Consider the following 25,448-nt stretch of genomic DNA (forward strand, 5'->3'; position numbering starts at 1 on the left):
CAAAATCGACCTTGCGCGCGCCCCGCGATCTCCGCTCGTCAAGGGGTCAGCACAATGGCCCCTTTGACTTGACCGCCCCTCAAACGCTCCAAGGCCTCGTTGGCTTCGATCAGCGGGAAACACGTCACGTTGCAATGGACAGGCGTGTGACGGATCTGCTCGAAAAACGCCACGCCATCCGCGCGGGTCAGGTTGGCGACTGACCGTACAGTGCGTTCCTGACACAACAGGCGATACGGGAAGCTGGGAATATCGCTCATGTGGATGCCTGCGCACACGACGCAGCCCCCTTTGGCGGTTACCTGCAGGGCTTGCGGTACCAGTGCGCCGACCGGGGCAAAAATCAAGCTGGCGTCCAGCAGGTGCGAAGGAGGCTGATCCGATGCACCGGCCCAGGTCGCGCCGAGTGAGCGGGCATACGCCTGGCCCTCATCGTCACCCGGGCGGGTGAACGCGTAGACTTTCTGGCCGCGGCCCACGGCAACCTGAATCGCCAGACGCGCTGCCGCGCCGAAGCCATAAAGACCGAGATGAGGGGCGTTCTGCGTCATCTGCAACGCTCGGAAACCGATCAGCCCTGCACATAGCAAAGGGGCTGCTTCGGTGGCGTCCATCGTCAGCGGGATGGGAAAACAAAAGCGCGCATCGGCAATCGTGTAATCGGCGTAACCACCGTCCAGCTGGCAACCGGTGAACAGCGCCTTGTCGCACAGATTCTCCCGTCCCGAACGGCAGTATTGGCACACGCCACACGTCCATCCCAGCCAGGGCACGCCCACTCGTCGCCCGACCCAGTCCGGCGCCACCTGATCACCGACAGCAACGACGTCACCGACAATTTCGTGGCCGGGGACCCGAGGAAAACGAGCTTGTGGCAACTCACCATCAAGCAGATGCAGGTCGGTGCGGCAGACACCGCAAGCCTGGACCTTGATCAGCATCTGCCGGGCACCAGGCGTCGGCAGAGGGCGTTCCTCCAATTGCAACGGCTGCCCCGGGTTATGCAGGACCATGGCACGCATGAGCGTTCTCCTGGGTGAGCAATGCGCTCGCCGGGCCGGCGAGCAGCGACTGGACAACGAGACTGAACAGTGTCGCAGCGTTGCGACCCCGGTTCTGATGTAGATCAAGTCGGGGGCAGCACCACGATCCACAATCAGGCGTGGCGGGTCGTTCGGTGCGATCAGTCAGGGGGCAGCCCTTACAGGGCCTTGCCATGGAAGCGATGCCTTGGGGCATTGGCAGCGATTGCCGTTAGTTGAAAGGGATATTGATGAACGATTTCCTCAGCAACGATCAACTGAAGAGACTTGACGCCTATTGGCGGGCATCCAACTACCTGGCCGTGGGGCAGATCTACCTCAAGGACAACCCCTTGCTGCGCAAGCCCCTGCAACCGAACCATATCAAGCCGCGGCTACTGGGACATTGGGGGACGACGCCCGGGCTGAACCTGATCTATGTTCACCTCAACCTCCTGATCACTGCCCATGACCTGGACATGATCTTGATAACCGGGCCCGGCCACGGCGGCCCGGCCATCGTCGCTCAGAGTTACCTGGAGGGCAGTTTCACCCAGTGCTATCCCTCGGTAGAGCAGAACGAGAACGGGATACTGCGTCTGTTCCGACAATTCTCCTGGCCCTATGGGCTGTCAAGTCATGTCTCGGCGCAGATACCCGGTTCCATCCACGAGGGAGGAGAACTGGGCTATTCGCTTGCGCACGCCTATGGCGCTGCGTTCGACAATCCGGACCTGATCGTGGCGTGTGTCATCGGTGACGGCGAGGCCGAGACCGGTACGCTTGCGGCAAGCTGGCACTCCAACAAATTCCTCAACCCCAGGCGCGACGGCGCAGTACTGCCTATTCTCCATCTCAACGGCTTCAAGATCGCAAATCCCACGCTGCTTTCACGTATCAGCGAGGATGAGCTGTCGGCCTTGATGTATGGCTACGGTTACGAACCCTACTTTGTAGAAGGGGACGATGCGTCAACCGTTCATCAACAACTGGCCAGGACCCTGGAAGAGCTGTTGCTCAAGATCCGGGAGATCCAGCGACGGGCGCGGACCGGGTCGCATGAGGACGCCCAGGAGCGTGCCCTCTGGCCGATGCTGGTATTACGCACGCCGAAAGGCTGGACCGGGCCGAAACTCGTCGATGGGCAGCCAGTCGAGGGCACTTGGCGCGCTCATCAGGTACCGCTGTGCCATTTCGAACAACCCCTGCACTTGCTGCAATTGGAACAATGGCTCGGCAGTTATCGGCCAGACGAACTGTTTGATGATGACGGGACCCTGATGCCGGACATTGCCGCAATGGCGCCGACGGGGCACCGCCGATTGGGGGCCAACCCCCATGCCAACGGCGGCTTGCTTCTTGAGGCACTGGACCTGCCTCGCTTTACAGACTACGCGTTACCTGTGCCGACGCCCGGCGGCGTGCAGGCAGAAGCCACCCGTTTGTTGGGGGGCTACCTGCGGGATGTGATGAAGCGCAATCTCAAGGCTGCCAATTTTCGCTTGTTCGGCCCCGATGAAACCGCTTCCAATCGTCTCGATGCGGTATATGAGGCCAGCGCAAAGACATGGATGGCTTCGCTGGAAGCGGGGGATACGAACCTGGATTGCGACGGACGGGTAATGGAGATTCTCAGTGAGCAGGTCTGTGAAGGCTGGCTGGAGGGATACCTGCTGACCGGTCGACATGGTCTGTTTTCCTGTTATGAGGCGTTCATTCATATTGTCGATTCAATGTTCAATCAGCACGCCAAATGGCTCAAGACCGCCGCCCAGGTTCCCTGGAGAGCGCCAATCGCCTCGCTCAATTACCTGCTCACCTCTCACGTCTGGAGACAGGACCACAACGGATTCTCCCATCAGGATCCTGGTTTCATCGATCATGTGGCGAACAAGAGCGCCGATATCGTGCGCATTTATTTGCCGGCGGACGGCAATTGCCTGCTGTCGGTCGCCGATCACTGCCTCAGGAGTCGCGGTTATATCAACGTGATCGTGGCCGGAAAACAACCGGAGTGGCAGTGGCTGGACATGGATTCGGCCATTCGCCATTGCATGGCGGGTGTTGGCCGGTGGGACTTCGCCTGCAAGGACGATGGTGATCCTGACGTGGTGATGGCCTGCGCTGGTGATGTACCGACCTTGGAGACTCTCGCCGCTGTCACGCTGCTGCGTGAATACGCCCCCGACCTGCGTGTGAGAGTCGTGAATGTGGTGGACCTGATGGCTCTGCAACCGCCTCAAGAGCACGCCCACGGCTTGCCGGATGCCGAATTCGATGAGTTGTTCTCGGTAGATAAACCCGTGATTTTCGCGTTTCACGGTTATCCGGCGCTGATCCATCGACTGGTTTATAAACGTCATAACCACGACAATTTCCATGTTCGCGGTTTCATGGAAGAGGGCGCCACTACTACGCCCTTCGACATGGCAGTCATCAACCATCTGGACCGCTACCAACTGGCCCTCGATGTCATCCAGCGCGTACCTCGTCTGCAGCCTCTGGTAGAAGGCGCCCGGGCTCGCTACTGGGCCACCATGCAAAGGCATCAGCTGTACGTCATCGAGCATGGACAGGATATGCCAGAGATACTGAACTGGCAGTGGACGCCGACACCGGCATGACGCCCCAGACAGTTTGTGGGGCGCCGGGCCCGGTACATGTCACCCTGGACAGTGGAAACCCGGCGGGATCATTGCTACAAGAATGAATACGCCTTCATCGATGGCCGCCGAGGGGCGAGGGGCGAAGCGTTCAATCAGCTTCGATCGGCGTGACTTGGGCGCTCACTTCGGTATTGACCGGCATTTTTTTCACTGGATTGGACATGGGCAGTCCCTGGCGTGAGCGCCAGGGACCGGTCTACGGCCAGTTCGATGAACGCTTGCAACTGCTACAAAGTGAGCTGGCCGGACCAGAGCATCCAGCCGGCGACAATCGCGCCCCCCCAGATGCCCAGCAGCAGGGCCCAGCCGAAACCATTCAGAGCCCGGTTCGTCCTGGCCCGTTGGGCGCTCAGGTAAATCAGCGAGCCGGGGGCATAGAGCAGGGCACTGAGCAACATGTAGCGAGGGCCGGCAGCGTACAGGAGCCAGATGCAATAGGCTGTGGCAACCAGGGCGATGGCCATGTCCCGCCATTGCAGGCCCCGGTGACCGACGTAGGTCTGGCCTTGCCAGGTCATTTTCAATGCATAAAGGCCACTGAACAGATAGGGCAGCAAGATCATCGAGGTGGCCAGGGAAATCAGTGCCAGGTAGCTGGCGCTCGAATACAGGGTCAGCAGGAGAAACACCTGGATGCAGCCATTGGTGATCCATAGCGCGTTGGCGGGCGCACCGTGGGAGTTCTCCGAGGCCAGCAGGCGCGGCATGACCTTTTCCCTGGCCGGGGTGAATACCGATTCGGCCGCCAGCAACGTCCAGGCCAGCAAGGCTCCCCCTACAGACACGATCAGGCCGATGCTGATCAGTACAGCGCCCCAGGGCCCGGCCACTGCTTCCAGCACACCTGCCATGGAGGGATTCTTCAGGGCCGCCAGTTCCGGTTGCCGGAGGATGCCCAGCGACAGCAGGGAAACGGCGATCAATAGTAACAACGTGAGAACGAAGCCGATCACGGTGGCCCGGCCTACATCGGCCCGTTTTGCGGCCCGTGCGGAAAACACGTTGGCGCCTTCAATGCCGATGAACACCCATACGGTGACCAGCATGGTGCTCTTTACCTGATCCAGGGTACTGCCCAGTGCCGGTGTGCCCCAGAGATCAACCATGAAGGTGTCCCTGGAAAAACCGGCGATGACCAACCCGATGAACAGCAGCAACGGCACGACCTTGGCGATCGTGGTCAGGGCGTTGGCTTTGGCGGCGGTGCGCATGCCGCGAAGAATCATCCAATGCAAAGCCCAGAGCACCACGGATGCACCGGCAATCGCGGCTCTGTTATTGCCTTTGCCGAACACTGGAAAAAAATAACTGAGCGCGGCGAACAGGATGACCAGGTAACTGACGTTCCCGATCCAGGCGCTGATCCAATAGCCCCAGGCGGAATTGAAACCCAGGAACTCCCCACCCAGCGCCCGGGCGTAGGCGAACACGCCGTTGTCGAGTTCCGGCTGGCGATTGGAGAGGGTCTGGTAGACCAGTGCCAGCGACAGCATTCCCACGCCAGTGATCAACCAGCCTATCAGGATCGCTCCGGCGCCCGCGCTGGCCGCCATGTTCTGAGGAAGACTGAAAATACCGCTGCCGATCATCGAGCCGACTACCAGTGCGACAAGGAGGCTCAACGACAGTCGTCTGGGTTCGACCTTTCGCAAGCTGCCGGCCAGGGGGTGGGGTTTGACGGTCGGGATGATCGGTTCTGTACCTTGCAGATGCGTTGCCATGTTGGAAGCCTCCATGAGACGTGAGGTTCGATAACCCTCGTCGATACAAAGGTTCGAACACCAGTCTTAATGTCGACCCGCCGACGTGGGGCGGTACTGATGTAGATCAGAGGTGCGGCGAGGCAGGCATCACAGCTCGACGTGACGATGGCAGCCGGCGACTTTGTGCTTGAGGCCGGGCAAGTCCAGGATCGTGACATTGCGTCCCTGGATATCCACCAGTTCTTCCTGGCGAAGATGAGCGATGCTGCGACAGATGGTTTCCAGGCGCAGCCCCAGGTACGAGCCGATGGCCTCGCGGCTCATTCGCAGCACGAATTCCCGGGAGGAGTAACCACGTTGGACCAGTCGTTGGGACAGGTTCAGGAAAAACGCCGCCAGGCGCTCATCGGCATTCATGTTGCCGAGCATCAGCAACATGCTGTGGTCGCGTACGATTTCCTGGCTCAGGAGCCTGTTCAGGTTGTGCTGCAACGACGGCAGGTCCCGTGCCAGCTTCTCCAGGGTGCCGAACGGGATAGGGCACACCTCACTGTCTTCCAGCGCGATTGCATTACAGGCGTAATGTTCGGTGCTGATGGCGTCGAGGCCGAGCATTTCCCCCTGCATCTGGAAACCGGTGACCTGTTCGCGACCGTCTACCGAGAGCACACTGGTCTTGAAGAACCCCAGGCGCACCGCATACAACGAGCGCAGCGGATCACCGGTGCGGTACAGCGCCGCTCCCTTTTTGACCTTCACGCGCTGGGCGATCAAGGTATCCAGGCGTTCGACTTCACCGCCCGTCAAGCCAATGGGCAGGCACAGTTCAAGCACGCTGCAATTGGCACAGGCGGTTTTCAGCGCATGCGTACGAAGCAGTCGAATATCAGCGTCGGCCATGGGAAAAATCCTTTATTTGGAAGCAGCATAGAAGATCTAACCCGTTGCGCTTTTTTTTTGGCGCCTAACGGTAGACCTGCGATCCGCATGAGTTCCGCCGCAAGCGATGCAGCGACACCAATGGAATCAGGATCGCTTGTTGGCTCGACACTTTGCGGGCGTGCTCGTATGGCGGCACGAATCGAACAACTGTCTTGACGTTTCAAAAAGTTACGAGTGAAAGGCACGGGATTCGCCGCCTCGTGCGCAGGGGCTATGGGGTAGAGTCGTGTTACTGAAACCAGGCTCAAGGGGGGCGAATAGGGAGCAGCTCAACGCGATCCTCGATAAGTTCGGAGCCGTTTGTCGCCGTCGAATGTCCAGGTTATCCGACCGGCGGCATCGGCAGCATCTCAGGGTAAACATGCCAACGCCCTGGCATCCGAGCATGGATGATCCGAGCGAGCTTGTTACTCGAACATCGAGCCAGCAGCCAGTTTGACATTGGTCAATCTCCCCATTTCCTTACCCATTAGGCTGAATACAAGACGATGTATTGATTCAGTGAGGGGACGCAGTCCTCTTCAGCGGTCGCCTTCAAACAATCTGTGGCGACTCTGCAGCGCAGATACCTATCTGGCTTTCGTTCGTTTCAACGATTGACCCTTGCAATGGCAGGGCTTGGATTGATCTGTCCTGCAACGTCGCTTTTAGCGGCTCGGTTAATGCTCCTTACCCTGCACCATCCCGGGAGTTCATCATGAAAAAGCATTCGAAACTCGTTCTGGCTGTCATCTTGTCTGGCAGCGCAGTCATTGCTCTTGCCCAAGACGCGGCCCCTCCAGCCAATGCACCCGTTGAGTCGACTGAAAACATAGCCCCCGCATCGACGGCCATGACCACGGCCATGGCCGAGCAAATGCAGAAAATGCAGGTGGCACATGCCAAGGCGGCTGCGGCAAAAACGCTGGTTGAACGTCAGGCCGCCATGCAGGAAGGCATGAAAGTGATGAAGGAGAGCATGGCCATGATGAACAAGGAACCTGGGGCAATGGGCTGTATGGGGATGCCTGGCGCGAAAGGCGGTCCAGGCAAAGGCATGATGGGCATGATGATGCAGATGATGGAGCAGCAATCGTCCATGATGGGAATGCCGGCGCCGGAGTAGATGCAAGGTGATGCAGCGACGTTGCATCACTTTGCTGGCGGGTGGCCGGCGCCAATCGCACCCGCCGGGTATGTGTCGGCATGAGGCGCTCACTGTGAGTGGAGGCGGGTACTCCTGCGCGGCTCAACACCCCGCACGAGCGAATCCCCGTGGGGGCACTCAGGTACGGTTCATCGATGAGACTGCATGGCGCCGACAGGATCGATCAGGGTACTGTTTTGTTTTCGCAGCGATTCATGCCAACAATAAATGATCGTTCACCTCTCTGACCCCAGGCACGGACCAGGCAGCCCGCTCTGCCAATCGGCGCTGACTCCATAGATGGACCTTGCCGTCGAGTCTCACTACATCGCCTGCAACACTGACGTGGATCTCTTTGGCATCCAGCTCGGCACTGCGTTTGAGCGCCTGCTCGATACAATGCTTGATATTGCTCGCGTTCACGCGCGGGCGCAGTGTGAGCCTGTTCTTCACGCCAACGACGCCGGATAACTTGAACACCGCACGTTCAGCCGCTTCCCTCTGGTACTGCCAGTCTACTTCGCCTTCCAGCGCAACCCATCCATCCTGCACCACCACCTTGATGTCGCCTTCGGGTACATCGCAGTTCCAATCAAGAATGCTCAGTGCACGATTGGCAAGGACGTCATCTGCCGCTCCGGCTCCTTTATCGAGCCTGACCTGTATTTCTTCAGCCACGCCGCGCACCCCTTTGACGCTCTTGACGGCTCGTTCAGCATTGATTTTCTGAGTGAAACTGCTGACGTGTCCGGATAGGGTGACAATACCGTCTTCAACGGCCACGCCAATATTCGCAGCGTTGATATCAGGCTCGAATTCCAGTGCTTCAAGAATGGAGTTGCGCAGGCTCAAGTCGCTCATTTCAAAGTCCTCCAGGCAGGAGTTGAAGGTACGGGGCGCGTTTGCCCAGCCTGTTTCTTCTACGCTCGAGCGATGCCCGGACATTGAGCTAAGTCAACAAGATCCAAGTAAGCCCTCGGGGCGGTAGTTCTGCGGGCATTAGCTTGATAAAGATCAGCGCGGGTGAACGATGAGGCCCGATAGTTGAGCGGCAGTCTTTTCTGATTGCGTCTATCTCGAGGAACCGGTCATGAACAGATATTTGCCCATCGTTTCGTTGGGGATTGCCCTGGCGATCAGCGCCGGGTGCAGTAACAGGCACGCCCAAGAAATCGATGCGCGGTTGGAGTCTGCAGAAAATAACGCCGCAACGGCGCGGCTAAGGGCCGATGAAGCCTACATGAAAGCAGACCAGGCTATGGCGCTCGCTGAACAGGCACAACGGACCGCCCAGGAGGCGAGCATTCGCGCCAGTCGGATGAACAATAGAAAATGACTTTAAAAATAATCGGATTGCCTTGGACTGAGGGCATCGGCATAGAACGTTCCTGGATTCTTTGCCTTGCCTGACCTTCGTCTCAATACCTTCGTAAAGAGCCTGGCAAAATAACTTTCCCATCGCTGTCGATTCCATCCGTTGCCGTTCGATTATCCATGGAGCCGCCACAAGGACGGCTTATCTGCCACCAGGAGATAAGACCATGCGATTCATGGTGATCGTAAAAGCCAGCCCGGAATCGGAAGCCGGGCAACTGCCCAGCGAAGCCTTGCTGACGGCCATGGGGGCCTACAATGAGGAACTGGTCAAGGCAGGCGTCCTGCTCGCCGCCGAAGGTCTGCACCCCAGCGCCAAGGGGGTGCGCGTGCGGTTTTCCGGGCAGGACCGGACGGTGGTCGACGGACCCTTTGCCCACACCGGGGAGCTGATTGCCGGCTTCTGGATTTTCCAGGTCCAGTCGTTGCAAGAGGCGATCGATTGGGTCAAGCGTTGCCCGAACCCAATGATCAGCGACAGCGAAATCGAAATACGCCAGATCTTCGAAGCCGAGGATTTTGGCGAGACCTTTACACCTGAGTTGCGCGAGCAGGAAGAACGCTTGCGAGCCCGGGTGTCCCGTCAATCGTGAAAACCGACAACAGGAGTTACGCCATGAAAATCATTCCCTACCTGGGTTTCAATGGTCACTGTAAGGAAGCTTTTGCCTTGTACAAGGAGGTGCTGGGCGGCGAGGTGTTTTCCATGTCTTTCGCCGACGCGCCGCAGGAGGCGGGCGTGCCCAAGGACCCGGACATGATCCTGCATGCCTGCCTGACGGTGGGCGATTTCAGCATCATGGCTTCCGATTGCCCACCGGGCCAGCCCTTTCAAAAACCCCAGGGTGTATCGATATCCCTCAATGTCGACAGCGTCGCCGAGGCCGAGCGTCTGTTCCATGGCTTGAGCGCGGGTGGCAACGTACAGATGCCGTTGGCGAAGACCTTCTGGGCGGAGCGTTTCGCCATGTTCGAAGATCGTTTCGGGATTGCCTGGATGGTCAACTGCGAGGGGCAGAGCTGAAAACGCTGCGTTGAACACAGCCTTGCCTGACCTTCGTCTCAAGAGTTTTCGTACAGCCTAAGCGTTGACCGCTCTCGGTCCGGGGGACATGCCCCCCGGACCTGCGAGGCAGGTCAGCCCAGATCCCGTGCGTCATGCCGCTCCGGCACCTGGCTCGCCTCATCGCCCCAGGTCCTGTTGACCCGTTGTCCCCGGATCACCGCCGGACGCTTGGCGATCTCTTCCGCCCAACGCTGCACATGGGTGTATTCGTGGGCACTGAGGAACTCGGCAGCCGAATAAACATTGTTGCGCACCAGTTGGCCATACCACGGCCAGACCGCGATATCGGCGATGGTGTAATCATTGCCGGCCAGGTAACGGCTTTCGGCAAGGCGACGATCCAGCACATCCAGTTGGCGCTTGGCTTCCATGGTGAAGCGGTTGATGGGGTATTCGAGTTTCTCCGGTGCATAGGCATAGAAATGGCCGAAGCCTCCGCCCAGGTAGGGCGCCGAGCCCATTTGCCAGAACAGCCAGTTCAGGGTTTCGGTGCGCCCGGCCAGGTCGGTGGGCAGGAACGCCGAGAACTTCTGCGCCAGGTAAAGAAGGATCGAGCCCGATTCGAAGACACGGATCGACGGCTCGACGCTACGGTCCAGCAGGGCCGGGATCTTCGAGTTGGGGTTGATCTGGACGAAGCCGCTGGAGAACTGGTCGCCCTCGTTGATGCGAATCAGCCAGGCGTCGTACTCCGCGCCGGTATGCCCAAGTGCCAGCAGCTCCTCCAGCAGGATGGTCACTTTCACGCCGTTGGGCGTGGCCAGGGAATAAAGCTGCAACGGATGCTTGCCGACGGGCAGGGTCTTCTCATGGGTGGGCCCTGCGACGGGTCGATTGATATTGGCGAAGTGACCGCCTGAGGGGGCTTCGTGTGTCCAGACTTTCGGAGGTGTGTAGGACGTTTCATTCATGGGACGGACCTCATCGTTTGCTAGCGGCGATCACGGCAGGCCGCAAATATGGACGGCTCAGCCACGGTCCATGACCGTGCCCGAGCCAACGTCACGATTGAATAGCAGTCGGCCGGGAAGGTCTACGCCATAACTATTGCTTGAAGTGATAGTGACCATCAAGAAAAGCAAGTTCTGCTTCGTTGTCGATCCAAGGACAATCGCCTCCATCGCATAACGAACCAGACTTCATTTCCAGGAAAGCCCGATGCGCCCTTTATTCATGCCCGCCATGGCGATGGCCTCACTGTTGCTCGCCGGTTGTGCGTCCGCACCGAACGATCCGTCCCTGACCTTGACGACCGAGAAGACACCGGCCGAATACGCAGATTGCGTCGTGCCCAAGCTGCAGAGCAGCACCTTGAACCCGACCGTTTCGCAAACCCAGCGCAGCTACCGGATCGTAGTGCCGAGCAAGGTCGCGGCGGACAACGTGCTGGAAGCCTACAAGGCTGGAAATGGCGGCAAGGTATTCATCTACGAACGCCGGCTGCTGGCTTCGAGCCTGCTGCCATCGAGTTTTGAACGCGCCGCACAGGATTGCATCTGACCGGCCCGAACGTTTTGTCTGTGCTCCTTTGGTTGGCCGCAACCAACCAATTCCCTTAGCCCCGTACCGGCCTCGGTAACGGGGTTTTTTTTGCCTGCTCGGGCCGGTAGCCCGACTCCGTCAGTTGGATTTGAAATACGCTGCATTGCCCGACACAATTGCGCCCCCCGATCCGGTCAACCGGGCCGACGATCACGCAAAGGAGCGGTGGGTTGAACGAGCAGACATTGTCCACGCGCCTGGAACGGGTGGCCGCGCATGTGCCGGCCGGCGCACGCCTGGCCGATATCGGCTCGGACCACGGCTACCTGCCGGTAGCGTTGATGCGTCGTGGCGCTATCGTCGCGGCGGTGGCCGGTGAAGTGGCACTGACGCCGTATCGCGCGGCCATGCGCACCGTGCACGAGAATGACCTGCAGACGCGAATCTGCGTGCGCCTGGCCGATGGCCTGGCAGCCATCGAAGCGCAGGACGGGATCAGCGCGATCAGCCTCTGCGGCATGGGCGGCGAGACCATCCGCGACATTCTCGAGGACGGCAAGGCACGCCTTAACGGCCAGGAGCGGCTGATCCTGCAACCCAACGGCGGCGAACAACCGCTGCGCCAGTGGCTGATGCGAAACGACTACCGGATCCTGTGTGAGGAAGCCTTGCGGGAAAATCGTTTCGACTACGAAATCATCGTCGCCGATCGTACCGGACCGGTGATCTATACCGATGAAGAATTGTATTTTGGCCCCTTGCTGATGCAGGCGCGTACGCCGGCATTCCTGGACAAGTGGCAGCGCGCGCTGCGCCGCAAGCAGGGCACCCTGGCGGGTTTCACCCGCGCGCGACAAACCATGCCCGAGGAGAAGGTCCAGGACCTCACCCGGCAGATCCGCTGGATCAGCGTGCTTTTGAACGCTTGCGAGAAGGCTCATCCTGGGCATTTCACCGGTTGAGACCGCCCGTTTGATGCAAGAAAAAATAGTTATCTAAATTAATTAGATGCATTGACCGTGCAGCTTTTCTCCTTGCTTCTATTTCATATCAGGTGCGTCGCCAGAACGGGCAACGTACCTGTCATTTCTTCTCGATATTCCTGTTTTCATTGGCTATAAGGCACGTTCACAGGTGTCGTCAAATAAAGAAACTGAAGGGTTTCCTTTGTTGATTTTTTTGTCATACTCGGCCCGCGAGCCGACAGCGGCGTCCGCTTGCCCGGTATTTAGTACTGTCTAATAACAATCAATCAGCAGGCACCCACACCATGAGCATCACCAGCCAATCCGCCACGACGTCTTGTGCCGAACAACTGTCGGCAGCACTCGCACGAATGAAGCAAGCTCACCTGGACGAGGGGCCGGCGAGCCTGGAATTGCGCCGTGATCGCCTCGACCGGGCGATTGCCTTGTTGCTGGACAACCGTGAGGCCATCGTCGCTGCGGTGTCTGCGGACTTCGGCAATCGCAGCCGCGAGCAAACCCTGTTGTCCGATATCGCCGGTTCGGTGGCCAGCCTCAAGCACTGCCGTGAATACCTGGCTCAATGGATGCAGCCGCAATCCCATCCGGCCCCGTTTCCCGGATGCCAGGCCCGGGTCGAGTACCAGCCACTGGGCGTGGTCGGGGTGATCAGTCCGTGGAATTTCCCCATCGTGCTGGCCTTCGGGCCGTTGGCGAGCATTTTCGCCGCCGGCAACCGCGCCATGCTCAAGCCCTCGGAGCTGACCCCGCGCACCTCGGCGCTGATCGGTGAGCTGGTGGGCCGCTATTTCCACGAGAACGAATTGAGCACGGTACTGGGCGACGCTGAGGTCGGGGCGCTGTTCAGTGCACAACCGTTCGATCACCTGATCTTCACCGGCGGTACGTCAGTGGCTCGGCACATCATGCGGGCCGCCTCGGAGAACCTGGTGCCGGTGACCCTGGAGCTGGGCGGCAAATCGCCCGTGCTGGTCTCGCGCAGCGCCGATCTGGCTATGGCGGTCCAGCGAGTGCTGACGGTGAAGACCTTCAACGCCGGCCAGATCTGCCTGGCGCCGGACTATGTGCTGTTGCCGCAAGAGTGGCTCGAAGACTTCGTCGAAGAGGCGCTGCGATTTGTAGCCACCCTGTACCCGACGTTGCGGGACAATCCGGACTACACCTCTATCATCAACCCGCGCAACTTCGACCGCTTGCACGGTTATCTCGCCGACGCCAGGGCCAAGGGGGCTCGGCTGATCGAGATGAATCCGGCCCAGGAAGACCTGGCCGATCGCGAGATTCGCAAGATCGCCCCGACTTTGGTACTCGATCCCAGCGAGCACATGCAGGTCCTGCACGACGAGATTTTCGGGCCGTTATTGCCGATCAAGACCTACCGCGACTTCGCCAGCGCAATCGACTACGTCAATAGTCGTCCACGCCCCCTGGCGGCGTATTACTTCGGCGAGGATGCCGACGAGCGCCAGCAGGTGCTCAAGCGCACCACATCAGGCGCGGTGGTGATCAATGATGTCATGAGCCATGTGCTGTTCGAGGCGCTGCCTTTCGGTGGTGTCGGCCATTCCGGCATGGGCGCCTATCATGGCGTCTACGGATTCCGTACCTTCAGCCATGCCAAGGCGGTGGTGGTACAGAGCCCGATCGGTGAGTCGAACCTGGCGATGCGCGCACCCTACGGCGCAATGATTCACGGATTGCTGGATCAATTGCTGACGGCCGAGTGAGCCGCGAAGGGAGCCTGATCATGAGCGTATTGAAAAGCTTCAAGGCCAAGCTGCTGCGTGCCCTGGCCAAGCGCATGAAAGCCAGGTTCACGTACGATCCGGCGCAGCATCCGCTGCGCAGCGTGGACGAAGTCGATATCCCGACGGCCTGGGGGCCGGCACGGGCATTGTTCTATTGGCCGGTTGTCACGTACACAAGCCCTTTACCGGTGTATCTGAACCTGCACGGCGGCGGTTTCGTGGCCGGCGTGCCCGAACATGACGACAGTTACTGCCGCCGACTGGCCCATAACCTTGGGTGCCTGGTGGTGAACCTGGATTACGTCCTGGCGCCCGAACATCCGTTTCCCGCCGGCCTGCGCCAGAGTTTCAGGGTGCTCGAATGGCTGGCCGAACAGGCTGCGGACCTGGGCATCGACCCCCAGCGTATCGCTGTCGGCGGGCACAGCGCTGGCGGCAACCTGGCCACCGGCGTGGCCAATCTTGCGCGGGGGCACCAAGGGCTGCGGGTGGTGCATCAAATCATCGATTATCCGGTCCTGGATTTGCTCCAGGACCCGTCACTCAAGCATTCGCCCCTGGACAAGCCGCTGCTTGGCGCGGGCCTGGTGCGTTTCTTCAACAGCTGCTACCTGAGCGATCCAGCCCAGGCCCAGGACCCTCTGGCGTCGCCATTGCTGGCAACGGTCGAGGCGTTGAAGGGCATGCCCGCCACGACCCTTATCACGGCCGAGTACGATATCCTGCGCGCCGAGGGTGACGCCTATGCGCAAAAGTTGCGTCAGGCCGGTGTCTCGGTGAACGCGAAGATGTTCCAAGGTTGCGACCATATGTTCACCCATCTGGGACCGGACGCTTCGGCCCATGAGGCCTGGCAGTCGATAGAGGATGCCCTGCGCGAGGCGTTTCACGGCAGGGCAGTGCAGGAGAACGAGAGCGCTTATGCCTGAAAGCACCTTGCAGACCGTCAGGCGCGGTCGAGGCCGACCGCCTGTTCGCAGTCGCCAGGAGCAGATGAGCCTGCTGCTGGATGCGGCGGCGGAGGCGGTCGGCAATGGCAATTTTGCCAATGTCACCATGGACGCCATCGCCCGTGCCGCCGGAGTCTCGAAAAAGACCGTCTACCTGCTGGTGGAAAGCAAGGAAGCGCTGTTGTCGCAACTGGTGGCCCGGGATTTGTCGACCCTCGAACTGCTGCTGGAAAGCGGCATCGATTGCGCCGAGGACCTGCTCAGTGAGTTGCGCATGTACCTGACGCTGTGGGCACGCCTGACGTTGTCGCCGTTGGCGCTGGGCCTTTATCTGATGGCGGCCCAGGGACGTGAGAACGCGCCAGGTATCGCCAGGATCTGGTACCAGGAGGGCGCCGAGCGCTGCCTGAGCCTGTTGCGGGGCTGGTTGGGCAAGGCCGCCGGCAAGGGACTGCTGGCGGCCCGTGATGTGGAACCTGCGATCGAATTGATCGACGCCTTGTTGATTTCACAGCCCCTCAAGCTGTTCACCCTGGGCATCCAGCAGCACTGGAGCGACGAGCAGATCAGCCAGCGGGTCGACGTCGCCCTCGACATGTTCGGCCGTTGTTTCATCCAGCACTCACCCTTATCGAAGGCGTAGGCCAATCCCGCGGCAAGCTCAATTGCCGCCTGGGCGCCGGGATAGACGATAAGACAGTTGGGCTCGGGTCAGGCCGAGGCGGCGGGCCGCTTCCGAGACGTTGCCTTTCACCTCTTTCAGGCAATGGTCGATCATCGTGTCTTCGATTTCCTGCAATGACAGTCGGCTAAGGTCCTTGCCACCGAACAAGGCCTGGATCGCCTCAATACCTGCGTCGGCAGGCACGGGCGCTGGGATAGAGCGCTGAGACGAGGGCGAGTCGTTCGGCGCCGCTGCCAACTGGCCGCGGGTGCCGATGGAAAACATCGGCTGGGCCAGGCGTTCACCGCTGGTGAACAGGTGGGCCAGGTCGATCGCACCGCCATCCGGCGCACTGATCACACCGCGCTCGACCAGGTTTTGCAATTCCCGGATGTTGCCTGGAAAGTCGTAGGCCAGCAGGGTGTCGGCGGTGCGCGGCGTGAAACCACTGATCTGGCGACCATGCAGGCGCGTGAAACGATGCAGGAAGTGCGTCATCAGCAACGGGATGTCTTCCTTGCGCTCGCGTAGTGGCGGCAAGTGGATGGGAAACACATTCAGGCGAAAGAACAGGTCCTCGCGAAATTCCCCTCGCTGCGCCGCGGCACGCAGATCGACGTTGGTAGCGGCCACCACTCGCACATCGACCTTGAGGGTGCGGCTGCCGCCGACCCGCTCGACTTCGCCTTCCTGCAGGGCGCGCAATAACTTGCCCTGGGCCACCAGGCTGAGGGTACCGATTTCGTCGAGGAACAGCGTGCCGCCGTTGGCGCGCTCGAAGCGACCGGCGCGTGACTGGGTCGCACCGGTGAAGGCGCCGCGCTCGACTCCGAACAGTTCCGACTCCATCAGGTTTTCCGGAATGGCCGCGCAGTTGATGGCCACGAACGGGGCGTCATGGCGCGGGCTGATGCGGTGCAGCATCCGCGCGAACATTTCCTTGCCGACCCCGGACTCACCGGTGAACAGCACGGTCGCCTGGGTAGGCGCGACCCTGCGCAGCATGTGACAGGCGGCGTTGAAGGAAGAGGAGATGCCCACCATGTCGCCGTCCTGGGCCGGCCCCGAATCGGCTTGCGGGTGCGCCGGCAGGGTGCCGCTGCCGACGGCGTCGCGGGGTGTCGTGCTGCGTCCGCTGCTGCTGACGAAGGGTTCGGCGCTGAGATCGGCCAGGTCCTGTTCCGCGTCTTCCCATTCTTCGGCGGGCTTGCCGATCAGGCGGCAGATATTCGAGCCGGTGGAACGGCATTCGACCTCGCGGTAGACGATCAACCGGCCCACCATCGCCGAGGTGTAGCCCGTGGCGTAGCCGGTCTGCATCCAGCAGGCCGGCTCGGTGCCGATGCCGTATTGGGCGATGTGTTCATCGTCCTCGCTGGAATGATGCCAGAGGAACTCGCCGTAATAGGTCCCCAGGTTCATGTCGAATTCGAAGTGTACCGGTTCGACCTTGACGGCCCCTTCGATGGCGTGGATCACCGGGCCGGCGGCGAACAGGGCGAGGGTATCGGCTTCGGGGAAACGCTCCTTGATCAGCGCTGCGTCCCGGGCGCCGCAATGGTAGCCGGTGCGCAGCATGATGCCGCGGGCCCGGGCCAGGCCCATGCTTTCGATCAGTTCCCGGCGCAATGCACCGATGCCGCTGTTGTGCATCAACAGCATGCGTGCACCATTGAGCCAGATGCGGCCATCGCCGGGGCTGAACAGCAGGCACTCCGTCAGGTCCTGCAGGGTAGGCGCGGCGCCGGGGGGCAGTTGCTCGCTGGCCCCGCGCACCGGTTTTTGCTGGGCTCCGCGAGAAAGTTCCGCCAGGGAAATCAGCTTGTCTGCCATCGCCAATCCTTAATAGGAATAATCATAATCTGCATAGTGCAGCATGAATTTGATGAAATCATCACTTTTCCTGGTCCTGTTCCGCTTCGGTTTCTCCGCTGTCATTCCCCTGATTCGCTGAATGTCCCGTGCTTGAGCGGTCGCTGTGTCATTCCCGTTAGATGGCATATCGCTTGCTACAACTAGTTACCGAGTTTAACTAATTCGGCAATAACAACATGGCTTGGTTGGCGCCCCCCTGGCACAGCACAAGCGCGAATCGGGAAACCCGTATGAAGCTGACCAACAAGAGGATCGTCGTGACCGGAGTCTCCTCCGGCATAGGCGCCGAAACAGCCCGAACCCTGCGTGCCCACGGAGCCATTGTGATCGGCATGGATCGCAATGAGCCCAACCTGAGCCTGGACGGTTTCATCCAGGCCGATCTCAGCCATCCCACAGCCATCGATGCCGCCGTGCGCCAATTGCCGCAGGCTCTCGATGGCCTGTGCAATATCGCCGGGGTGCCGGGAACTGCCGATCCGCATCTGGTCGCCCAGGTCAATTATCTGGGCCTGCGTTATCTGTGCACGGCGATGCTGCCACGCATCGGTGCCGGGGGCAGCATCGTCAACGTCGCCTCGATCCTCGGCGCCCAGTGGCCACAACGGCTGGAACTGCACAGGGCCCTGGCGCGCACCGAGGGGTATGGCGAAGGCGAGGCCTGGCTGGCTCGACATCCGGTGCCGGTTGACAGCTGCTACCAGTATTTCAAGGAAGCCCTGATCGTCTGGACCTACCTGCAGGCCCAGCCCTGGTTCATGCAGACCTCGGTGCGCATGAACAGCGTGGCCCCCGGCCCGGTGTTCACGCCGATCCTCGGTGACTTCGTCAGCATGCTCGGCCAGGAACGCGTCGCGGCCGATGCCCACCGCATGAAACGTCCGGCCTACGCCGATGAGGTGGCGGCCGTCATCGCCTTCCTGTGCGCCGATGAGTCGCGCTGGATCAACGGCGTCAACCTGCCTGTCGATGGCGGGCTGGCCTCCACCTACATCTGAACGAGGTACCGCTTGCCGCGTTTTGACGTGCAGCCCTTGCCGGTGGTGCCGGCCAGAGGTCGATCCAAGAACCTGTTTCCCACAACAAGAACAATGAGGAACACCATGCGCAACTCTCGGAGCAACTTTCGTTACAACCCGGGTTTCAAGCGTTCCGCCCTGGCGCTGTCGGCCTGCCTGGCCAGCCTGGCTTCCCAGTCCCAGGCGGCGCAGATAGATCTGGGCGACAGTGAATGGCGCCTGCGTTGGGACAACACCATCAAGTACAGCCAGGCCTGGCGCCTGCACGGTGCCGACGACAAGCTGATCAACGCACCGACGGCGGGCGGCCTGTATCCTTCGATCCAGAGCCAGGGCGATCGCAATTTCAGCCGTGGCCTGGTCTCCAATCGCCTGGACCTGTTCAGTGAAATGGACCTGAGCCGGGAAAACTATGGCCTGCGGATCAGTGGGGCGGCCTGGTACGACGACATCTATAACCAGGACACCGACGACAGCGCCAACCCGCATTTTCTCGACGATACCCGCGAACTGCACGGGCGCGACGCCGAGTTGCTCGATGCCTTTGTCTTCCTGCGAGGCAATGTCGGCGATTCGAGCCAGGGAACCCTGCGCCTGGGGCGCCATAGCCTGATCTACGGCGAGAGCCTGTTCTACGGTGGCAACGGTATCGCCGCCGCCCAGGGCTCCACCGACGTCGTCAAGTTGCTCAGTGTTCCGGGAACCCAGTTCAAGGAAATCCTGCGCCCGGTCAACCAGATGTCCGGGCAATTGCAGATCAATCCGCAGTTGTCGGTGGGGGCGTACTACCAGTTCGAGTGGGAGCGTTCCAATCTGCCGGGTGCCGGCAGCTATCTGAGCGACAACGACGGTATCGGCGAAGGCTCCGGGGATTGGACCCAGGTGTTCGGCAATACCACCGTGCATGCGTCCGATATCGAGGCGCGGAACTCGGGGCAGGGCGGCATGCAACTGCGCTACAAGCCCGACGGCACCGAACTGGAACTGGGTTTCTATGCCGCCCAGTATCATGACAAGGCCCCGAGCGCGCTCTATGCCTACCTCGACGGCGCGGCGGCGGCTGCCACCGGGCTGCCGATCCTGGGCGCCTATCGCCAGGTCTATGCCGAAGACATCAAGACCGTGGGCGTCAGCTTCTCGACCGCGTATGGCCCGTTCAACTTCGCCGGCGAGACCTCGGTGCGTTGGGACGCGCCCCTGGTCAGCAACCTGCAAGTGGTGACGCCCGGGACTGCGGCGGACAACAGTGGCGATGCGCTTTACGCCAAGGGCAAGACCGCCCACGTCAACCTGTCGACCATCTACCTGCTGCCACCCAACGCGCTGTGGGACGGAGGCTCGGTCCTCGCCGAGCTGGCCTGGAACCGGACCCTCAGTGTCACTGAAAACCGCGCGGCCCTGGACTCCAACACCACCCGCGATGCCACCGCGCTGCGGGTGCTGGCCGAACCTGCCTACTTCCAGGTGGCGGATGCGCTGGACGTGAGCGTTCCCATGGGCTTTGGCGTGGTGCTCGATGGACGTTCATCGGCAGTGAGCAAGTCCGGCTTCGGCAATACCCACGCCGGTGACTGGAGTATCGGGCTGAAGGCCACCTACCTGCAGCGCTGGGACTTCGGCGTCAACTACGTGAACTTCTTCGGCAAGACCGGCGCCGGGCTGCGCGAGGACGGCAACTTCAGCTACGCGCAGTCCCTGGCCGACCGCGATTTCGTGTCCGTGTACGTGAAAACCACATTCTAATAAGAGGTTTCATTTTCCATGCAAAGCCTATTTTCCTTGCGTATTGCGGCCCTGGTCATTGCCTTGTCGAGCACTGGTTTCGTGCACGCGGCGGTGTCCCCCGAGCAGGCGGCACGACTGAACAAAGACCTCACCCCCATGGGCGCCGAGCGTGCAGGCAACAAGGACGGCAGCATCCCGGCGTGGACAGGCGGCTACACCCAGGTGCCCGCCGGTTACAAGAACGGCGACAAACGCGCCGATCCATTTGCCTCCGAGAAACCGCTGTATTCGGTCAGCGCCGCGAACATGGCGCAATACTCCGACCTGTTGGCCGAGGGCACCAAGGCCCTGATGCAGAAATACCCGGGCTATCGCCTGGACGTCTATCCGACCCACCGCAGTGCCGCCGCCCCGCAGTGGGTATATGACAACACCCTGCAGAACGCGACCCGGGCCACCGTTGATGTGGAAACCGAGAAAGTCAGCGGTGCCTACGGCGGGATTCCGTTCCCGCTGCCGCAGAACGGTACCGAGGCCCTGTGGAACTATCGATTGTCCTGGCAGGGCGCCGACACCTTCTATGCGCCGTTCGACACCTGGCTGATGACCGCCGGCGGCAAGAAGATCCAGGCTACCCGGGCCCGTTTCTGGTACCAGGATCCGTACTACTTCAAGGAAGGCAGCCTCGAAACGTTCGCCGGCAAATTCCGGATCGGCAAGCTGTCCACGGAATTGCCCTCTTCAAAGGCGGGCGAAGGCCTGATGACCCACTGGGACATGGATCCTGGAAAACGTGCTGCCTGGCAGTACCTGGTCGGCCAGCGCCGGGTACGGCGCGCGCCGAACATCGCCTATGACACTCCGGACTTCGTCACCTCCGGCGTCGGTTTCTTCGACGAAGCCTTCATGATCTTCGGCCCGACCGACCGTTACGACCTGAAGCTGGAAGGCAAGAAAGAACTGCTGGTGCCGTACAACAACAACCGCTGCGCAGCGGCCAGGAGTGACGACCTGGTCAAGCCGGGCTTCCTCAATCCCGACCTGGTGCGCTGGGAGAAACATCGGGTCTGGGTCGTGAGCGCCACCCTGCGCGAAGGCAAGCGTCACGTCGTGCCCAAGCGTACCTACTACGTGGATGAGGACTCCTGGCAAGTGCTGCTGGTCGACGGTTACGACGCCCAGGGCAAGCTGGGACGGCATAACTACTCGCTGACCCTGCTGGCCCCCGAGATGCCGGCACTGACCGCGCAGATGCAATGGGGCAGTTACAACCTGGAAACCGGCGCCTACTTCCTGAACTCCTCGGCCAACGACCTGGATGTGCAGTACCAGAGTTATCCGCGTCCGTCGGCTTCGTTCTTCACCCCCGATGCCATGGCCAACGACAGTTCGCGCTAGGCATTGCAAGGCGCGCCACTGCCTGGGCAGCGGTGCGCCTGGCTGGGGGCTGGATAATTTTCATGCAGTGACGGGAGCGGACATGATCGGGACATTTTCACTGAGGCGAGGGCGGTCGGCGGCCCGGTTGTTGAGCATGATGCTGACCTTGCTGTTGGTATCGGGCTGGACGCTGGCCAGTCCCACACCCGTGTTGCTGGATCAACCGGCCATGCGTAGCGCCAAAGCACCCCGTGCCGTGCTCCTGGCGGTGACCCGCGCGGGCGAACGATTGGTGGCGGTGGGGGAGCGGGGGATCGTCCTGCTCTCCGACGACTCCGGCAAGCGCTGGCGCCAGGCCGAGGTGCCGGTCAGCGTCAGCCTGACGGCGGTGCAGTTCGTCGATCCGCAGCAGGGCTGGGCGGTCGGCCACATGGGGGTGGTGCTGCACAGCCGCGACGGCGGTGAAACCTGGACCAGGCAGTTGGACGGCATCGAAGCCGCGCAGCAAGCGCTGTTTCTGGCCCGCCAACGGCAAGACGTCCAGCGGTTGAAGGACGCCGAACGGCTGGTGGCGGACGGTCCGGACAAGCCGTTCCTCGACCTGTACTTCAGCGACGCGCGCAATGGCTATGTGGTGGGTGCCTATGGCCTCATCCTGCGGACCCAGGACGGAGGGCAGAACTGGCAGCCCTGGATGCAACAGGTCGACAACCCCGAAGGGCTGAACCTGTACGGCATCCGGGCGGCCGGTCGCGCGTTGTTCATTGTCGGTGAGCGAGGCCTGCTGCTGCGTTCTACGGACGACGGGGCCAGCTTCCACTCCCTGGAGTCACCTTACCCCGGCAGTTTCTTCGGCGTGCAGGGCAGCGCCAACGGCGAGTTGCTGGCATTCGGGCTGCGAGGCAATGCGTATTGGTCGGGCGACCAGGGGGCTAGCTGGCGACGCATGGACACCGGCCTGGAGTCGGCCTTGTCCGCCTCGACCCGCCTGGGTGATGGCGCATCGGTCCTGGCGAGCCAGGGCGGTGACCTGCTGCTCAGCCCCGGTGGCGGCAGTCGTTTCCGGCCCCTGGCCGCTGCGGCCGGCACTTCAGTCGCCGGTCTGGTGGCGGCTCCGGACGGCAGCCTGATCTGCGTCGGCCTGGGCGGCGTGACCCGCCTCGATCCCGACCTTTCCCCGGCGCAACGCTGAACACAACTTGCCTGAGCCCTCGTGGCCGTATTCGGAGCCTGACGTGAACGACCATAATCCCGCCCTCGAACAGCAAGTGGTGACCGCCCGCCTGGAGGACTTCGACCCGCGCTCCGGCAACCTGGGCGAGCGGGCGATCTTCAATCACCGGCCCTGGGTCATCCTGCTCTGCCTGCTGGCGACCCTGGTACTGGGTTACCAGGCCAGCAAGATCGGGTTGAATGCCAGTTTCGAGAAGACCATCCCGACGTCCCATCCCTATGTCGCCCATTTCCTCGAACAACGCAGCGAACTGAGCGGTCTGGGCAATTCGATCCGCATCGCCGTGGAGGTCAAGGACGGCAGTATCTTCGACAAGGACTACCTCGACACCCTGGCCCGGCTCAACGACGAAATCTATCTGCTGCCCGGTGTCGACAAGCCCTATATGAAGTCATTGTGGACACCGACCACCCGCTGGACCGCCGTGACCGAAGAGGGACTGGATGGCGGCACGGTGATCCCGGACAGCTACGACGGCTCGCCGGCCAGCCTGGACGAGGTGCGCACCAACGTCGCCCGTTCCGGCGAGATCGGCCAACTGGTGGCGGCCAACTTTCAGTCCAGCGTGATCTTCGTGCCGTTGCTGGAGATCAACCCGGCGACCGGCAAGGCGCTGGACGCCGGCGAGTTCTCCCGGCAGTTGGAAGCGTTGCGCGACAAGTACCAGAGCGCGCGGATCCAGATCCATATAACAGGGTTCACCAAGATCATCGGCGACCTGATCGCCGGCCTGACCCAGGTGCTGCTGTTCTTCGTGGTGGCGGTGCTGGTGACGGTGGCGGTGCTCTATTGGTACACCCGTTGTGCGCGCAGCACGGCATTGGTGGTGCTCTGCTCGCTGGTGGCTGTGCTTTGGCAGATCGGCCTGCTCGCCAGCCTCGGTTACGACCTGGATCCCTATTCGGCGCTGGTTCCCTTCCTGGTATTCGCCATCGGCATGAGCCATGGCGCGCAGAAAATGAATGGCATCATGCAGGACATCGGTCGTGGCACCCACCGGGTGATTGCCGCGCGCTACACCTTCCGTCGTCTGTTCGCCGCTGGCATGACCGCGTTGCTCTGCGATGCCGTGGGCTTCGCCGTGCTGATCGTGATCAAGATCCAGGTGATCCAGGACCTGGCGATCACCGCCAGCATCGGTGTGGCGGTGCTGATCTTCACCAACCTGATCCTGCTGCCGATTCTGCTCAGTTATGTCGGGGTCGGTGCCAAGGCGGCGGCACGCAGCCTGCGCACGGAAACGGCCGAGTTGGCTGCGAGCGTCAGGCATCCGTTCTGGCGCTTTCTCGATCTGTTCACCCAGCGTTTCTGGGCGTGCGCGGCCTGCCTGGTTGGCCTGGCGCTGGCAGTGGGCGGGTTCGCCGTCAGCCTGCAATTGAAGGTGGGCGACCTGGATCCCGGCGCGCCGGAACTGCGGCCGGACTCACGCTATAACCGCGATGCGGCCTTCATGACGCAAAACTATGCGGCCAGTTCGGACATTTTCGTGGTGATGGTGAAAACTCCGGAAGACCAGTGCACCCGCTATCCGACCCTGGCTGCCGTCGATTCCCTGGCCTGGCAACTGGAACAACTGCCGGGCGTGGAGTCCACCAACTCCATGGCCGCCCTGAGCAAGATCGCCGCCGCCGGCTATAACGAGGGCAACTTCAAGTGGTACGAGTTGATTCCCAACGACGGCGCCCTTGGCGCGGTACAGACCCGGGCGCCCCGAGAACTGTTCAACCAGGGCTGTTCGCTGCTCTCGCTCTACGTGTACCTGGCCGACCATAAGGCCGACACCTTGCAACGGGTGGTGGAAACCAGCGAAGCCTTCATCGCCCGGCAGCAGTTGCCGGACGTCAAGTTCATGCTCGCCGCCGGCAGCGCCGGGATCGAAGCCGCCACCAACATCGTGGTCAAGAAGGCCATGCGCGAGATGCTGTTCTGGGTCTATGGCGCCGTTGTCCTGCTTTGCTGGGTAACCTTCCGCTCCTGGCGCGCGGTACTCGCCGCGGTGCTGCCATTGGTGCTCACGTCGATTCTCTGCGAGGCGCTGATGGTCGGACTCGGCATGGGCGTCAAGGTGGCCACCTTGCCGGTGATCGCCCTGGGCGTGGGGATTGGCGTCGACTACGCACTCTACGTGCTGAGCATCATCCTGGTGCACATGCGCGCCGGCGCCTCGTTGTCCGAGGCGTACTACCGGGCATTGCTGTTCACCGGCAAGGTGGTGCTGCTGACCGGCATCACCCTGGCCATCGCCGTGGCAACCTGGGCCTGGTCGCCGATCAAGTTCCAGGCCGACATGGGCATCCTGCTGGCGTTCATGTTCCTGGTGAACATGCTCGGCGCCCTGATCCTGCTGCCGGCGCTGGCTTACTTCCTGTTGCCCCAGCGACTCTTCGCAAAAAAGCCTGAGCCCTCCGGGGCGCTGCAGCCGATCGGGGAGGGGGGCAACTGACATCCAGGGGCGGGTCCTGATCCTGATGGATTGTCGATGCTCG

The 25,448-nt window shown here is 61.3% G+C and carries 21 protein-coding genes; 15 read left to right on the forward strand and 6 right to left on the reverse strand.

Going from position 1 to position 25,448, the window contains the following annotated elements; translation table 11 throughout:
• Positions 1-38 precede the first annotated feature (38 nt).
• Positions 39-1,022 carry a zinc-dependent alcohol dehydrogenase family protein gene (locus AC1M7R_RS24815; protein ID WP_490610023.1) on the reverse strand — a complete coding sequence of 328 codons (984 nt, stop codon included), beginning with the start codon at positions 1,020-1,022 and terminating at the stop codon, positions 39-41.
• A gap of 251 nt (positions 1,023-1,273) precedes the next feature.
• On the opposite strand from AC1M7R_RS24815, the gene AC1M7R_RS24820 reads away from it, so the two are divergent.
• A complete protein-coding gene (locus AC1M7R_RS24820) occupies positions 1,274-3,646 on the forward strand; it encodes a phosphoketolase family protein (RefSeq protein ID WP_123595595.1) in 2,373 nt (790 codons plus the stop codon).
• Positions 3,647-3,915: 269 nt separating this feature from the next.
• Here the strand turns inward: AC1M7R_RS24820 and arcD are convergent, their stop codons facing one another.
• On the reverse strand, positions 3,916-5,409 hold the full coding sequence (gene arcD / locus AC1M7R_RS24825) for an arginine-ornithine antiporter (protein WP_490610024.1): 1,494 nt from the start codon (positions 5,407-5,409) through the stop codon (positions 3,916-3,918).
• Between the two features lie 129 nt (positions 5,410-5,538).
• Positions 5,539-6,291 (reverse strand): fumarate/nitrate reduction transcriptional regulator Fnr, encoded by a 753-nt coding sequence (gene fnr / locus AC1M7R_RS24830; protein ID WP_490610025.1) that lies wholly within the window; start codon positions 6,289-6,291, stop codon positions 5,539-5,541.
• Between the two features lie 739 nt (positions 6,292-7,030).
• Here fnr and AC1M7R_RS24835 point away from each other — a divergent pair.
• Complete coding sequence (locus AC1M7R_RS24835) at positions 7,031-7,438, forward strand: hypothetical protein (RefSeq protein WP_490610026.1); 408 nt, start codon at positions 7,031-7,033, stop codon at positions 7,436-7,438.
• Positions 7,439-7,672: 234 nt separating this feature from the next.
• Here the strand turns inward: AC1M7R_RS24835 and AC1M7R_RS24840 are convergent, their stop codons facing one another.
• Entirely contained in the window at positions 7,673-8,320 is a 648-nt protein-coding gene (locus AC1M7R_RS24840; RefSeq protein WP_076407004.1) for a BON domain-containing protein, read from the reverse strand.
• Positions 8,321-8,549: 229 nt separating this feature from the next.
• Here AC1M7R_RS24840 and AC1M7R_RS24845 point away from each other — a divergent pair, with 229 nt between their 5' ends.
• The 3 genes from AC1M7R_RS24845 (at position 8,550) to AC1M7R_RS24855 (ending at position 9,857) form a co-directional block, all read left to right on the forward strand.
• Positions 8,550-8,795, forward strand: coding sequence for an Lpp/OprI family alanine-zipper lipoprotein (locus tag AC1M7R_RS24845; RefSeq protein WP_490610027.1), 246 nt, complete (start codon positions 8,550-8,552; stop codon positions 8,793-8,795).
• Positions 8,796-9,000: 205 nt separating this feature from the next.
• Entirely contained in the window at positions 9,001-9,426 is a 426-nt protein-coding gene (locus AC1M7R_RS24850) for a YciI family protein (RefSeq protein WP_072391848.1), read from the forward strand.
• A gap of 23 nt (positions 9,427-9,449) precedes the next feature.
• The gene (locus AC1M7R_RS24855) at positions 9,450-9,857 is read left to right on the forward strand and encodes a VOC family protein (RefSeq protein WP_072391851.1); all 408 of its coding nucleotides are present in this window, start codon (positions 9,450-9,452) and stop codon (positions 9,855-9,857) included.
• Between the two features lie 113 nt (positions 9,858-9,970).
• On the opposite strand, the gene yghU is transcribed toward AC1M7R_RS24855, so the two are convergent.
• Positions 9,971-10,810: a glutathione-dependent disulfide-bond oxidoreductase gene (gene yghU / locus AC1M7R_RS24860; protein ID WP_072391854.1), complete on the reverse strand. Its 840-nt coding sequence runs from the start codon at positions 10,808-10,810 to the stop codon at positions 9,971-9,973.
• Positions 10,811-11,057: 247 nt separating this feature from the next.
• Here yghU and AC1M7R_RS24865 point away from each other — a divergent pair, with 247 nt between their 5' ends.
• The 5 genes from AC1M7R_RS24865 to AC1M7R_RS24885 all read left to right on the forward strand — a co-directional run bounded on the left by AC1M7R_RS24865 (position 11,058) and on the right by AC1M7R_RS24885 (position 15,708).
• Complete coding sequence (locus tag AC1M7R_RS24865; RefSeq protein ID WP_072431248.1) at positions 11,058-11,399, forward strand: YajG family lipoprotein; 342 nt, start codon at positions 11,058-11,060, stop codon at positions 11,397-11,399.
• Positions 11,400-11,611: 212 nt separating this feature from the next.
• Positions 11,612-12,343 carry a tRNA (adenine(22)-N(1))-methyltransferase gene (locus AC1M7R_RS24870; RefSeq protein ID WP_083714597.1) on the forward strand — a complete coding sequence of 244 codons (732 nt, stop codon included), beginning with the start codon at positions 11,612-11,614 and terminating at the stop codon, positions 12,341-12,343.
• Between the two features lie 308 nt (positions 12,344-12,651).
• Complete coding sequence (locus tag AC1M7R_RS24875) at positions 12,652-14,094, forward strand: coniferyl aldehyde dehydrogenase (RefSeq protein WP_072431247.1); 1,443 nt, start codon at positions 12,652-12,654, stop codon at positions 14,092-14,094.
• Positions 14,095-14,114: 20 nt separating this feature from the next.
• Positions 14,115-15,044, forward strand: coding sequence for an alpha/beta hydrolase (locus AC1M7R_RS24880; protein WP_072392014.1), 930 nt, complete (start codon positions 14,115-14,117; stop codon positions 15,042-15,044).
• Complete coding sequence (locus tag AC1M7R_RS24885; protein WP_072431246.1) at positions 15,037-15,708, forward strand: TetR/AcrR family transcriptional regulator; 672 nt, start codon at positions 15,037-15,039, stop codon at positions 15,706-15,708. Before AC1M7R_RS24880 ends, AC1M7R_RS24885 begins: the two co-directional genes overlap by 8 nt.
• Before the next feature lie 18 nt (positions 15,709-15,726).
• On the opposite strand, the gene AC1M7R_RS24890 is transcribed toward AC1M7R_RS24885, so the two are convergent.
• Positions 15,727-17,562 carry a sigma 54-interacting transcriptional regulator gene (locus tag AC1M7R_RS24890; protein ID WP_490610028.1) on the reverse strand — a complete coding sequence of 612 codons (1,836 nt, stop codon included), beginning with the start codon at positions 17,560-17,562 and terminating at the stop codon, positions 15,727-15,729.
• A 272-nt stretch (positions 17,563-17,834) separates the two neighbouring features.
• On the opposite strand from AC1M7R_RS24890, the gene AC1M7R_RS24895 reads away from it, so the two are divergent.
• The 5 genes from AC1M7R_RS24895 (at position 17,835) to AC1M7R_RS24915 (ending at position 25,405) form a co-directional block, all read left to right on the forward strand.
• Positions 17,835-18,602, forward strand: coding sequence for a coniferyl-alcohol dehydrogenase (locus AC1M7R_RS24895; RefSeq protein WP_072431245.1), 768 nt, complete (start codon positions 17,835-17,837; stop codon positions 18,600-18,602).
• 105 nt (positions 18,603-18,707) lie between these two features.
• The gene (locus AC1M7R_RS24900) at positions 18,708-20,366 is read left to right on the forward strand and encodes a DUF1302 domain-containing protein (RefSeq protein ID WP_490610029.1); all 1,659 of its coding nucleotides are present in this window, start codon (positions 18,708-18,710) and stop codon (positions 20,364-20,366) included.
• An 18-nt stretch (positions 20,367-20,384) separates the two neighbouring features.
• On the forward strand, positions 20,385-21,746 hold the full coding sequence (locus tag AC1M7R_RS24905; protein WP_072458908.1) for a DUF1329 domain-containing protein: 1,362 nt from the start codon (positions 20,385-20,387) through the stop codon (positions 21,744-21,746).
• Between the two features lie 136 nt (positions 21,747-21,882).
• Positions 21,883-22,920, forward strand: a complete 1,038-nt coding sequence (locus tag AC1M7R_RS24910) for a WD40/YVTN/BNR-like repeat-containing protein (protein ID WP_083526351.1) — start codon at positions 21,883-21,885, stop codon at positions 22,918-22,920.
• A gap of 43 nt (positions 22,921-22,963) precedes the next feature.
• A complete protein-coding gene (locus tag AC1M7R_RS24915; protein WP_490610030.1) occupies positions 22,964-25,405 on the forward strand; it encodes an efflux RND transporter permease subunit in 2,442 nt (813 codons plus the stop codon).
• Positions 25,406-25,448 lie beyond the last annotated feature (43 nt).

Source organism: Pseudomonas sp. MS01C9 (genome assembly GCF_058202755.1).

Excerpts from the sequence above, each read along its gene's own strand:
- AC1M7R_RS24815 (WP_490610023.1), bottom strand. The coding sequence starts at position 1,022 with ATGCGTGCCATGGTCCTGCATAACCCGGGGCAGCCGTTGCAATTGGAG.
- AC1M7R_RS24820 (WP_123595595.1), top strand. The coding sequence starts at position 1,274 with ATGAACGATTTCCTCAGCAACGATCAACTGAAGAGACTTGACGCCTAT.
- arcD (WP_490610024.1), bottom strand. The coding sequence starts at position 5,409 with ATGGCAACGCATCTGCAAGGTACAGAACCGATCATCCCGACCGTCAAA.
- fnr (WP_490610025.1), bottom strand. The coding sequence starts at position 6,291 with ATGGCCGACGCTGATATTCGACTGCTTCGTACGCATGCGCTGAAAACC.
- AC1M7R_RS24835 (WP_490610026.1), top strand. The coding sequence starts at position 7,031 with ATGAAAAAGCATTCGAAACTCGTTCTGGCTGTCATCTTGTCTGGCAGC.
- AC1M7R_RS24840 (WP_076407004.1), bottom strand. The coding sequence starts at position 8,320 with ATGAGCGACTTGAGCCTGCGCAACTCCATTCTTGAAGCACTGGAATTC.
- AC1M7R_RS24845 (WP_490610027.1), top strand. The coding sequence starts at position 8,550 with ATGAACAGATATTTGCCCATCGTTTCGTTGGGGATTGCCCTGGCGATC.
- AC1M7R_RS24850 (WP_072391848.1), top strand. The coding sequence starts at position 9,001 with ATGCGATTCATGGTGATCGTAAAAGCCAGCCCGGAATCGGAAGCCGGG.
- AC1M7R_RS24855 (WP_072391851.1), top strand. The coding sequence starts at position 9,450 with ATGAAAATCATTCCCTACCTGGGTTTCAATGGTCACTGTAAGGAAGCT.
- yghU (WP_072391854.1), bottom strand. The coding sequence starts at position 10,810 with ATGAATGAAACGTCCTACACACCTCCGAAAGTCTGGACACACGAAGCC.
- AC1M7R_RS24865 (WP_072431248.1), top strand. The coding sequence starts at position 11,058 with ATGCGCCCTTTATTCATGCCCGCCATGGCGATGGCCTCACTGTTGCTC.
- AC1M7R_RS24875 (WP_072431247.1), top strand. The coding sequence starts at position 12,652 with ATGAGCATCACCAGCCAATCCGCCACGACGTCTTGTGCCGAACAACTG.
- AC1M7R_RS24880 (WP_072392014.1), top strand. The coding sequence starts at position 14,115 with ATGAGCGTATTGAAAAGCTTCAAGGCCAAGCTGCTGCGTGCCCTGGCC.
- AC1M7R_RS24885 (WP_072431246.1), top strand. The coding sequence starts at position 15,037 with ATGCCTGAAAGCACCTTGCAGACCGTCAGGCGCGGTCGAGGCCGACCG.
- AC1M7R_RS24890 (WP_490610028.1), bottom strand. The coding sequence starts at position 17,562 with ATGGCAGACAAGCTGATTTCCCTGGCGGAACTTTCTCGCGGAGCCCAG.
- AC1M7R_RS24895 (WP_072431245.1), top strand. The coding sequence starts at position 17,835 with ATGAAGCTGACCAACAAGAGGATCGTCGTGACCGGAGTCTCCTCCGGC.
- AC1M7R_RS24900 (WP_490610029.1), top strand. The coding sequence starts at position 18,708 with ATGCGCAACTCTCGGAGCAACTTTCGTTACAACCCGGGTTTCAAGCGT.
- AC1M7R_RS24905 (WP_072458908.1), top strand. The coding sequence starts at position 20,385 with ATGCAAAGCCTATTTTCCTTGCGTATTGCGGCCCTGGTCATTGCCTTG.
- AC1M7R_RS24910 (WP_083526351.1), top strand. The coding sequence starts at position 21,883 with ATGATGCTGACCTTGCTGTTGGTATCGGGCTGGACGCTGGCCAGTCCC.